The organism is Asaia siamensis (assembly GCF_014635085.1).
Lineage (GTDB): Bacteria > Pseudomonadota > Alphaproteobacteria > Acetobacterales > Acetobacteraceae > Asaia > Asaia siamensis.
This window is the reverse complement of the sequence record NZ_BMCH01000003.1, coordinates 63755-74296: the sequence shown is the minus strand read 5'-3', so window position 1 is coordinate 74296 and position 10542 is coordinate 63755. Positions and strand designations below refer to the sequence as shown.

The 10542-nt window shown below is 60.1% G+C and carries 10 protein-coding genes; 5 read left to right on the top strand and 5 right to left on the bottom strand.

What is annotated here, in order from left to right; genetic code table 11:
• Positions 1 to 71 precede the first annotated feature (71 nt).
• From gltX to IEV53_RS06170, 3 genes are all read left to right on the top strand, one after another.
• Positions 72 to 1406: a glutamate--tRNA ligase gene (gene gltX / locus IEV53_RS06180; protein ID WP_188425933.1), complete on the top strand. Its 1335-nt coding sequence runs from the start codon at positions 72 to 74 to the stop codon at positions 1404 to 1406.
• Positions 1407 to 1425: 19 nt separating this feature from the next.
• Positions 1426 to 2373: an ion channel gene (locus IEV53_RS06175; RefSeq protein ID WP_188425932.1), complete on the top strand. Its 948-nt coding sequence runs from the start codon at positions 1426 to 1428 to the stop codon at positions 2371 to 2373.
• 427 nt (positions 2374 to 2800) lie between these two features.
• The gene (locus IEV53_RS06170) at positions 2801 to 5236 is read left to right on the top strand and encodes a TonB-dependent receptor (protein ID WP_188425931.1); all 2436 of its coding nucleotides are present in this window, start codon (positions 2801 to 2803) and stop codon (positions 5234 to 5236) included.
• Positions 5237 to 5411: 175 nt separating this feature from the next.
• On the opposite strand, the gene IEV53_RS06165 is transcribed toward IEV53_RS06170, so the two are convergent.
• From IEV53_RS06165 to IEV53_RS06155, 3 genes are all read right to left on the bottom strand, one after another.
• Entirely contained in the window at positions 5412 to 6194 is a 783-nt protein-coding gene (locus IEV53_RS06165) for a CDP-alcohol phosphatidyltransferase family protein (protein WP_188426271.1), read from the bottom strand.
• A gap of 142 nt (positions 6195 to 6336) precedes the next feature.
• Positions 6337 to 7062 carry a phosphatidylserine decarboxylase gene (locus IEV53_RS06160; RefSeq protein ID WP_332362575.1) on the bottom strand — a complete coding sequence of 242 codons (726 nt, stop codon included), beginning with the start codon at positions 7060 to 7062 and terminating at the stop codon, positions 6337 to 6339.
• Between the two features lie 34 nt (positions 7063 to 7096).
• Positions 7097 to 7861: a methyltransferase domain-containing protein gene (locus IEV53_RS06155; protein WP_188425929.1), complete on the bottom strand. Its 765-nt coding sequence runs from the start codon at positions 7859 to 7861 to the stop codon at positions 7097 to 7099.
• Positions 7862 to 8053: 192 nt separating this feature from the next.
• Between IEV53_RS06155 and gloB the strand changes: the two genes are divergently transcribed.
• Positions 8054 to 8773 carry a hydroxyacylglutathione hydrolase gene (gloB, locus tag IEV53_RS06150; protein WP_188425928.1) on the top strand — a complete coding sequence of 240 codons (720 nt, stop codon included), beginning with the start codon at positions 8054 to 8056 and terminating at the stop codon, positions 8771 to 8773.
• A 17-nt stretch (positions 8774 to 8790) separates the two neighbouring features.
• Positions 8791 to 9390: an HAD family hydrolase gene (locus IEV53_RS06145; protein WP_188425927.1), complete on the top strand. Its 600-nt coding sequence runs from the start codon at positions 8791 to 8793 to the stop codon at positions 9388 to 9390.
• On the opposite strand, the gene IEV53_RS06140 is transcribed toward IEV53_RS06145, so the two are convergent.
• Together IEV53_RS06140 and cydB are read right to left on the bottom strand one after the other, a co-directional pair.
• Entirely contained in the window at positions 9371 to 9502 is a 132-nt protein-coding gene (locus tag IEV53_RS06140) for a DUF2474 family protein (RefSeq protein WP_188425926.1), read from the bottom strand. The two genes, IEV53_RS06145 and IEV53_RS06140, sit on opposite strands and share 20 nt — an antisense overlap.
• Positions 9503 to 9514: 12 nt before the next feature.
• Complete coding sequence (gene cydB / locus IEV53_RS06135; RefSeq protein ID WP_188425925.1) at positions 9515 to 10537, bottom strand: cytochrome d ubiquinol oxidase subunit II; 1023 nt, start codon at positions 10535 to 10537, stop codon at positions 9515 to 9517.
• Positions 10538 to 10542: the final 5 nt, after the last annotated feature.

Genomic DNA, 10542 nt, shown 5'->3' with positions numbered 1-10542 from the left:
CCCCGGTTTTCTGAACATCCGGGGGTGCAGAGGCTCTGGCAAATTGCCGAAGCGCTTGGCATAGAAGCAGCATGAAACTGCGCTTCGCCCCCAGCCCGACCGGCTATCTTCATGTTGGCAATGCCCGACTGGCCATTGCCAACGCCCTGTATGCCCGCAACCATGGCGGCAAATTCCTGCTGCGTATCGACGACACGGATGTCGAACGCTCAAAGGCGGAATACGAGCAGGGCATCAAGACCGATCTGGAATGGCTCGGTCTGGGCTGGGATGAAATTGCCCATCAGTCACAGCGCCTCGACCGCTATGCGCTTGCCATCGAGGCTCTGAAGGCGTCAGGGCGTCTCTATCCGTGCTTTGAGAGCGAGCTCGAACTCGCGGCCAAGCGCGAGGCCCGTCTCAAGGCGCGCAAACCCCCCATTTATGACCGTGCAATGCTGCGCCTGACGCCTGAGCAGCGCGAGCGGGCAGAAGCCAATGGCAAGACGCCCTATTGGCGCTTCCGCCTTTCCGACGGCCACAAAAGCTGGCGCGATCTCGTGATGGGCGATCTGTCGGTCAAGCTCACCGCCATATCCGATCCCGTTCTGGTGCGCGCGGACGGCACGGTGCTTTACACGCTTGCCTCGGTCGTCGACGACATGGAGCTGGGCGTGACCCACATCATCCGTGGTGAGGATCACATCACCAATACCGGTGTCCAGCTCGATATCATCGAGGCGCTGGGTGGCAGACCGAACCGCTTTACCTTTGCCCATCTGCCCCTGCTTCTCGATGAGGGCGGTGGCAAGCTGTCCAAACGCTTTGACGCCCTTTCGCTGCGCGCCCTGCGTCATGACGGCATGGAGCCACAATCGGTCGTTTCCTATCTGTCAAAAATCGGCAGCTCTGACGACCCGGTGCCGATGACGCTTGAGCAGTCGATCGCAAGCTACGATCTGTCTCACGTCTCGAAATCGGCAGCGCGCTTCGATATGCAGCATCTGCTCGGCCTCAATCGCCGCCTGTTGCACAGCCTGTCCTTCGAGGATGTAAAAGTGCGTCTGCCGCAGGGCGCCGATGAGGCCTTCTGGAACGCCATTCGTGGCAATGTCGATCTCACCGGCGAGATCGCTTTCTGGTGGGATGTGGTGCAGGGCGAAATCGCGCCCCCCGCTCTGAGCGATGAGGCTGCCTTCCTTGCTCAGGCAGAGCAGACCCTGCCCGCAGCCCCTCTGGACTCGGAGAGCTGGAAGCTCTGGACCAATGCCCTCAAGGAGGCTTCGGGCCGCAAGGGCAAGGCCTTGTTCCACCCGCTGCGTCTTGCCCTGACAGGAGAGGATGCGGGGCCCGAACTTCACGCCCTTCTGCCTCTGATGGGTCGCGAGCGCGTCATCCGGCGTCTGCAGGAAGCAGCCCTGACCTGAGAAATCGGGGGGCGCTGTCATGACTGATGATCCGGCTGAGAAGGCGGAGCAGGGCAAGGTGCCACCCCCGGAAGCCCTTGGGCTCCTGACCGACTCAGCTGATGGATTGCAGGATCGCGCGCGCGCCTCTGTGACGCGCGTGGGGATTGGAAGCAATTTCTGGACCGATCTCTATCATCATGCCCTGACCACCTCGTGGCCCCGCTTCATGGGGTGGTCGACTGTTGCCTATTTTGTCATCAATCTGGCTTTCGCGCTGCTGTATCGGCTGTGCAATGCGCGCATCAACAATGCTGCGGATCTCGATCTGCTGTCGCTGTTCTTCTTCAGCGTGCAGACGCTCTCGACCGTCGGCTATGGCGTCATGGCCCCAACGGGCCATATGGCCAATGCCCTTGTCTCGATTGAGGCCCTGCTGGGTATGATGATCAATGCGCTTTCGACGGGCGTGGTCTTCGCCCGGTTTTCGCGCCCGCGTGCGCAGATCGTGTTCAGCAAGGCAGCGGTCATCAGCAAGCGTGCGGCCCCGCCTGTCCTGTGTCTCAGAATAGCCAATGCGCGAAAGAGCGCTGTTCTGGCGGTCGATGCCGAACTCTCCCTCTCGCAATTCGTGATTGGCGAGGGCGGTTATCCGACACGCATCTTCACGCCGCTGAAGCTGCTGCAGTCGCGCATGCCGGAATTGCGGTTCATCGAGACACTGGCGCATCCCATCGACAGCAACAGCCCCCTCGCGCTGCTCAACCGTGAGCAGCTCGATGCGACCTATGCCCAGATCCTGGTCACTGTGCGCGGCACCGACGAGGCCACGGGTCAGGCGGTACTGTCGCAACATGCCTATGAGCCAGCCCGTATTCTGGCGGGCAGGCGTTTTGTCGATATGGTTTCGCAGGACAGTCAGGGAAACTACCTGATCGATTATCGACGTCTGCATGTGCATGAGCGCGAACCTGCATTCGACAGCTGAGGCCCGACCGTTTCAATGAAAAGCGCGCGCTGCCCTGTCCCTGCCTGCTGACGTGGTAGGCCAGAAGCCTGTCGACACCGCACTACGTTTCTTAATTCGCAATAGGTTGTTTTCAGGGAGAGTAAATAAAAAATTCATATAAAAACTCTTGTTGCGCTAAATTTCATTCAGAAACGAAACTATGAAAAACAAGAAAAACTATTGTTAAATATATAAGTCATTACAACATATATTTCATACTACATACTTGTTTCGACATAAAACTATTCTCAAACCGCATTAAGTCATGCGCGCCGGATGTGCGTCACCATGAGCGATGCCCCGGTTTTCGTGCGGATCGAAGAAAGCCGGAAGCCTCGACTGGGCAGAATACAGTCGGGCAGGGGCGGGAGAAATGTTTGTGTTGAAGGGTAAAAGACTGTGCCTGGTGTTTACGTTTCTTTGCTGCACCGGCTCTGCCTATTCCGCGACCAAAAGCGACAAGAAGTCACAGGCACATGACCGGGCCCACGCCGCTGCCAGACAGGGCGCGGCGACACCCGCAGCGAAGACAGGCTCTTCCGGTCAGGTCAAAAAGTCGGCCTCCAAGAAAACCGTCATGCTCAAGAGTGACCCCGAGAGCATCGACGTGACGGCGCAAAAACACGCCAGAAACTTCCAGAAAGACCCAAGCTCGGTCACGGTCTTCTCGGCAAAACAGCTCGCCAATCGTCATGTCGTCTCACTGACCGATCTGGGCGATGGTTCCATCCCGTCGCTGCGTATCGCGCAGTTCTCGGGCCGCAACTCGGCGCTGGTCGTCAATATCCGTGGCGTGGGTGTGTTGGGTGACAGCAACCAGCCTGCGCGCGATCAGGGGGTGGGTGTCTATATCGATGGCGTCTATGTGGCCCGCCCGCAAGCACTCGGCACAGCGCTTTTCGACGTCGAAAGCATGGAAGTGCTCAAGGGACCGCAAGGCACGCTCTTCGGGCGTAATACCGAAGCCGGCGCGCTCAACATCATCACGCGCAGGCCGACCGGCAAGTTCGGCATGCGTCTTCTCGGCGGGTTCGGCAATTACAATAGCAACAAGGGCGAGCTGCATCTCGACCTTCCGGCATTCCACGATCTCGCCATCAAGATCGACGCCGTCACGGCCCATCGTGCGCCGCTGGTAACGAACCCCTTGCCCGACACGGGCGGGTTCAACCAGTATGACAAGCATGGCTTCCATGTCGAAGCGATGTATCACCCGGTCGATAATTTCACCGCCGATTATGCCTATGACAATTCCTATGACAGCACGACCACCCTGTGGATGCAGCTGCTGAAACCGGGCACCAACAAGCTGGCGCAGATTGCCCAGCTGCAGACGACCCGCGCCAAGCACGCCTTTGTAGGCGTTCCGGAGGAGCCGAGCATCGGCAAGACCAACGGCCACCGCATGACGCTCGACTACAAGGCCATCCCGCAATATCTCTCCTTCAGATCCATCACGGCCTATCGCGAGCTGAGCCAGAGCCAGTTCGATAACGGTATGGCTGCGGGCAGCATGTCCAACACGAGTGGCAAATTCACCGGGGTAAGCTTTGCCCGCAACTCGCTTGCCGGTTTCTGGCAAAACCAGATCAGTCAGGAAATTCAGGCTTTCGGCCATACCAAACGGCTGAAATATCAGGGCGGCCTTATCTATTTCCGCGAGCATGCCGCCGATAACGCGCAGGCATTTTACACCAATCAGTTCACCAATGCTTCCGGCAGCGAATACAAGCTGCTCACCGGTCCAGCCTATGATGACTGGGCTCTTCAGCCCATCGACCGCGCCAGCCACGTCACGTCCAAAAGCTGGGGTGTCTATGGCAATGCGGTCTATACGCCGCCCATTCTCTACGACAAGCTGCATCTGACGGCAGGGCTTCGCTGGTCGCATGACGGCAAGCATGGCACGCTCACCACGGTCAACAACAGCGCCCCCATCAACACGGCGGGTGTCTCGGGTCCGATCGATTTCGATGCGGCGTGGTCACGTGTTGATCCACTGCTCGAAGTCAGCGGCGATCTGACAAAGCGCGTGCTGCTTTATGGAAAATGGAGCACAGGCTACAAGCCCGGCGGCGCCAATTCACGCGCTCAGGATTACGAGGCTTTCGGGCCTGAATCGGTCTCGATGTTCGAATTCGGCTCCAAGACCGAGTTTCTCGACCAGCGCGTTCGCTTCAATGTCGCGGGATACTGGGGTGACTACAAGGACATCCAGGTCGATTTCAGCAAGCCCTATCAGATCGGCAACCAGCTCACGACGCGCACCACGACATCGACCATCAACGCCCCCGGTCATGGCGATCTGAGCGGTGTCGAAGCCGAGCTGAATGTCTCGCCCATGCGCTATCTGACAGTCGGCTTTTCCTATGCCTATAACTATGTGCATATCCCGCCGACCGCGAACCCTTACCAGAACTCGCTCGGCGTCATCAGCACCATGCTCGTGCCGATCTACCAGAACTACACGCCCGCCCATTCGGGCAGTTTCCAGGTCGATTACACGCGGCCGTTTCATGGCTTCACGCTTCTTGCCCATCTCGATGGCAATATCGACAGCGGCTATTATGCCAATACGACCGATCCGGTTTATCTGGGTGTTAGCAACGCGAAGAACGTCTATCAGCCAAAGGGTGATAGCGGCCTGATCGTCAATGGACGTATCGCTATCTCGAATGTTCAGCTGGGTAATACCGGCACCAAGGCGACCTTCTCGCTGTGGTCACGCAATCTGTTTGCCGAGCAGCACGCCTATTTCAAGTCTCTGGGCGTCACGACCGGTCTGCAGAGCTATTTCAACGAACCGCGTCAGTTCGGTGGTCAGGTCGAACTGGCCTTCTGAGTGCGACAGCTGCGGGTGTGGTTCTGCTCATCCGCAGATGTATCGCCTGTGTTGGAAGCCTGATGGCATCCCGGCAATGCTCCGGTGCCGCCAGGAAGGAGCGCATGCAGGGTGACAAATCCCTGGCATGCGCGGCCACATCGGGCGCCAGGCACCAGGCACCAGGCACCAGGCATCAGGCTTCGGGCACGTCTTCCGAAAGGGCCTCTGCCTGGGCTTTCAGACGATGAAAGCTGCGCCGGCTGAAGGGGAGGATCAGCAGATAGATCAGCCCGGCAGCTGCAAGGGCCAGCCAGGGATCGGCCAGAAGAATGGCGGCATAAAGCAGCGTGCCGAGCATCAGCGGCAGCACATAGCGCGATGCGATCTTGAAGTTCTTGAACGACCAGACGGGCAGGGTCGAGACAAGAAGAGCCGCCGTCAAAATCAGCGCTCCGGCCGCCAGTATGGGAGAGCGGGCAATGGAATCGAGCAGGGGCCAATGCATCTTTTCGGCTTCAAGGCCAAGAAAGATCGGAAAAAGCACAATACCCGCACCTGCCGGGGCAGGGACGCCCGTGAAGAAATTATAGGAATATTCCGGCTTTTCCTCGTCATCGAGGCTGGCATTGAATCGAGCCAGACGCAGCGCCATGCAGACGGTGAAGAGAATGCAGGGCACATAGCCATAGCGGCCACCGTCGCCATGCAGCGTCCAGAGATAGAGCAGGAAGGGCGGTGCCACGCCAAAGCAGACGAAATCCGACAGCGAGTCGAATTCGGCGCCAAAACGCGATGTGCCATGCAGCAACCGGGCAATGCGGCCATCCAGCCCGTCGATGCACGCTGCAATCACCAGCGCCACAGCGGCATAGGAGAATTGCTGCTCCAGCCCGTAGCGCAGGCTGCTTAGCCCGGCGCAAAGCCCGAGCATGGTCAGCAGATTCGGAATCAGCCGGTTGAAGGAGGGCCCACGCACACGCACACGCCGGGGGCGGATGCGCCTCAGGCGACGGCGCTTGCGCCCCGGTCGCGTGGCGCCGCTTTCCGGGTTGTCAGATCTGGACACCGGAAGATCCGGCGCGGGCGTAAGGGGCGCTTCCGACACGGGCGACCGCGGATCAGAGATGGGCTATGACGGTTTCGCCGCCGACCATGATCTGCCCGGTGCTCACCAGAGGCGTCACGCCGGGCGGCAGATACAGATCGGTGCGCGATCCGAAGCGGATCAGGCCGAAGCGGTCGCCGGGTTCCACTGTGCTGCCTTCTTCGACATAGCAGACGATGCGGCGTGCAATCAGGCCGGCAATCTGCACGATCGCCATGTGGCGTCCGTCTTCGAGCGTCAGGCGCACTTCATTGCGCTCGTTCAGGTCCGAAGCCTTGTCCAGGCTGGCATTGAGAAACTGACCGGCATGATAGGCAATCTTCGTTACCGTGCCCGCGGCAGGCATACGATTGATATGGACGTTCAGCACCGAGAGGAACGTGGCCACACGCCAGACCGGGTCGCTGCCCATGCCAAGCGCTGCCGGGGGCGTTGCCAGCTCGACCGAAACCACGCGGCCATCAGCCGGTGCCAGAGCCAGATCGGTCCGCGCCGGTGGGAAACGCTTAGGATCGCGGAAGAAATACAGGCAGAAAGCAAACCCGCCCAGCGCCACATTGCCGATCAGGCGTGTGGCCCGCCAGGGCGTCGCACGGCCCAGAACGGTCAGGCCGCCTGTCAGCGCGAGAAACGGGATGGCTGCGCGATGCGGCGGAGCCAGAACGGATTTGATCGATTGAATCAGGGACATGAGCGCAGTCTTACGACACCGTGGTTTGCGGTCAAGCTTTTGGGACAGAAGGCCGGAAATTCGGTGCTTCTGGCAGGTCGGGTCAGGTTTTTGCCGAACCTGCGAGCGTCGTGACGCGGCGCGCAAAATTCAGCGAGGCGCGCTCGGCTTCCACAGGCATGCCGGAATAGAGATCCTTGCAGGCCGTCACCAGATGCACCCCGCCGAGGCGGCGCCCCAGAAGGCTGAAAAGCCTGTCCCCCATGAAACCGGCCTGCTCGCCAAGCGAGAGCAGCCCCGGCGGCGCACTCAGCGCTGTCGAGCAGGCTTCGGCACGAAACAGGGCGCGTTGCAGCACGCGGTCGAGCTGCCCCGTCGAGAAGGGGCTTCCATGCCCGAAAGGAAGCGTATCGTCCTTGGCGGCCAGCCCGGTCCGGTTGGGCACCACCAGAACGAGCCGCCCGTGATCGGAAAGGAGCTTCCACACCATGCGAAGCAGCGGGTGCGGGTCCACCAGTTCCAGGCCATGCATCAGAACCACGAGATCAATGCTCAGATCATCGAAAGGGAGCGCATCGGCAGCAACAACACAGCCCGGCCAGTCATGCCCTGCCACAGACGGGATACCCTGCCGTCTGGTCAGGGGAGTGTCGAGCCGCGCCGAGGCCACCCACTGCGCCTGGCTGAGGGCGCGCCATTGCGAGAGCACAGGCGCTGCATAGCCAAGCCCCAGAACCCGAAAGCCCTTCGGGTCCGGCAGAAGGGGCAGAAGCCGCGACATCAGCAGAGACGTCACCTGCTCACCCCGTCTGCTGGCATAAAACCCGGCGGCGTCTGACGGCACGGGCAGGGAAGGACGCGTCTGCATGGCGTCACGCTACCCCGAACGGCAGGCAGGGGCCAGAGCAAGAAAGAATGCTCCAGCCGTCGCAACCGTGATCGACCGATAGGCAGTCAGGCTGATGCGTTCGGAAATGAACGAGCGTAACATCTCAAGAGTTAGAATGATCAGAACCATGTTGGGCAACAGACAGGTCTGTGAAAAGAGGAGGACACCGCCATGAGTCTTGCTGTCAGGGCAATTCCCTATGCACGGGATAATTATGCATGGCTTCTGACCGACCCTGCGACAGGTGTCGTGGCCATTGTCGATCCGGGTGATGCCGATGCGGTCAGCGCCGTGATCGGCGATGGACGTCTCGATCTCATTCTGCTGACCCATCACCACGCCGATCATATCGGCGGTGCCGAGGCCTTGCGCCAGAAATATGGCGCGCGTATCGCCGGTGCCGAGTCCGATTCTGCCCGCCTGCCATCACTCGATCTGCTGCTGCATGATGAGGACCGCATCGCGATCGGTCATGATCTGGGTGATGTGATCGCAACTCCCGGCCACGCGCGCGGCCATATCGCCTTCTATTTTCGCTCGGTCCCGGCCTTGTTCTGCGGCGACACGCTGTTCAGTCTCGGCTGCGGGCGTCTTCTCGAAGGCACGGCGGAAGAAATGTTTGCAAGTCTGCACCGTTTCGACGCGCTGCCCGATGAAACGCTGGTCTGCTGCGGGCATGAATACACGGCTGCCAATGCGGCGTTCGCCCTGTCACGCATGCCGGACAACAAGGCGCTGCAGCAGCGTGCAGGAGAGGTTCAGGCGTTGCGCGCGCAGGGTCTGCCCACCCTGCCGGTCACGCTTGGCGTCGAGCGGCAGACCAATCCGTTTCTGATGGCACCAGATGTCGAAACCTTCGCGGCCCTGCGTGCGGCCAAGGATCATTTCTGAGGAAAGGAGGGACTCCCATGCCCGATTTTACGCTGGCCGATCATGATTTCGACGCGATCATCTTCGATTGCGACGGCACCATCGCCGACACCCTGCCCGTGCATTACCTTACCTTCAAGGAGGCGCTCGGAGAGCACGGCCATACGCTCGATGAAGCATGGTACCATGCGCGCACGGGGCTTTCGAGCGGCAAGCTGTTTGCAGCTTATGAGCAGGCCCATGGCGTCACACTCGACCGCGATGCCCTGCTCACGCGCTCACGTGCGCTCTACGAAAATCATCTCGATACGTTGCGCGAACACGGATTTGCGGCAGATATCGCCAGAAGCCAGTTCGGGCATGTCCCGATGGCCGTGGCCTCGGCCGGGCAGAAGAGCGTGGTGACGGCAACGCTCAGAACGCTCGATCTGCTCGAACTCTTCGAGCATGTCGTAACAGTAGAAGATGTCAGCCGCCCCAAACCGGCGCCTGATCTCTATCTGCTTGCAGCTGAAAAGCTTGGGGTTGCCCCGCAAAGATGTCTCGTCTTTGAAGACACCGATGAGGGGCTTGAGGCAGCGCGTGCTGCCGGGATGGACGCCGTGGACGTCCGCCCTTTCACCATTGGTGAAAAATAACGATCCTGATTGCGGTCGCGACCACGGCGAGGGTCGCGACCCCGCCTGCCCAGAGCCCGACAAACCACCCGAGACGGGCCAGGAACGAAGAAGACGCTGTAGTGGCAGGCATGATCAGGCTCCCTTAGTGGTAGTGATGGTCAGCGGTCACGGTGCCGCGGAAAACCCAGTAGGAATAGATCGTGTAGGCGAGAATGATCGGCAGCAGGATCGAGGCCCCGGCAAGCAGGAAGAGCTGGCTCTCAGGCGGCGACGAGGCAGACCAGATCGTGACTGTCGGCGGCACGATATAGGGCCAGACATTGATCCCGAGCCCCGAGAAGCACAGGAAGAACCAGCCAAGCGCACAGAGGAACGGCGTCAGGCGGGTGGTTGCCTTGCGCAGTGACAGGAAGAAGAGCGCCGCCAGAACAATCACGGCGACAGGCACCGGCGCCACCCAGATGATCTCGGGGAAATCGGTCCAGCGATGCATGTAATTGGCATGCAGATAAGGCGTCCAGACCGAGACAATGGCGATCAGGACGAGCATGGCGATGCCGAGCGGGGCCGAGAGCCGCTGCATGACAGCCTTCAGATCGGTCTCGGTACGCCAGACCAGCCACGTGGCACCAAGCAGCGTATAGCCAACGGCAACCGCGAAACCGCAGAAGAGCGGGAAGGGAGCGACCCAGTCCCAGGCGCTGCCGACAAACACGTTGTTCTCGACCTTCACGCCAAGGATCAGCTCACCCAGGATGACGCCCTGCATGATCGAGGCCACAAGCGAGCCGAGGCAGAAGGAGCGGTCCCAGAAGGTCGTGCCGAAAACACCGCTCGCCTTGACGCGAAATTCGAAAGCCACGCCACGCAGGATGAGCGCGAGCAGCATGAACAGGATCGGAAGATAGAGCGCCGGCAGAATGGTGCCATAGGCAACCGGGAAGACACCATAGAGCGTGGCGCCCCCGAAGATCATCCAGGTCTCGTTACCGTCCCAGACAGGGGCGATGGTGTTGACCATGACATCGCGGTGATCCTTGCGATGTTCACCAAGAAACAGGATGCCGATACCCAGGTCGAACCCGTCGAGGCAGACATAGATGAAGATGGCGAGGGCGGCGAGGGTTGCCCAGATAATGGGCAACCAATAGGCGAGGGTGTTCATCGAGA

Bases quoted from the DNA above. Each gene is read 5' to 3' on its own strand.
- IEV53_RS06140 (WP_188425926.1), bottom strand. From the start codon at position 9,502: ATGCCTGCCACTACAGCGTCTTCTTCGTTCCTGGCCCGTCTCGGGTGG.
- gloB (WP_188425928.1), top strand. From the start codon at position 8,054: ATGAGTCTTGCTGTCAGGGCAATTCCCTATGCACGGGATAATTATGCA.
- IEV53_RS06175 (WP_188425932.1), top strand. From the start codon at position 1,426: ATGACTGATGATCCGGCTGAGAAGGCGGAGCAGGGCAAGGTGCCACCC.
- cydB (WP_188425925.1), bottom strand. From the start codon at position 10,537: ATGAACACCCTCGCCTATTGGTTGCCCATTATCTGGGCAACCCTCGCC.
- gltX (WP_188425933.1), top strand. From the start codon at position 72: ATGAAACTGCGCTTCGCCCCCAGCCCGACCGGCTATCTTCATGTTGGC.
- IEV53_RS06155 (WP_188425929.1), bottom strand. From the start codon at position 7,861: ATGCAGACGCGTCCTTCCCTGCCCGTGCCGTCAGACGCCGCCGGGTTT.
- IEV53_RS06145 (WP_188425927.1), top strand. From the start codon at position 8,791: ATGCCCGATTTTACGCTGGCCGATCATGATTTCGACGCGATCATCTTC.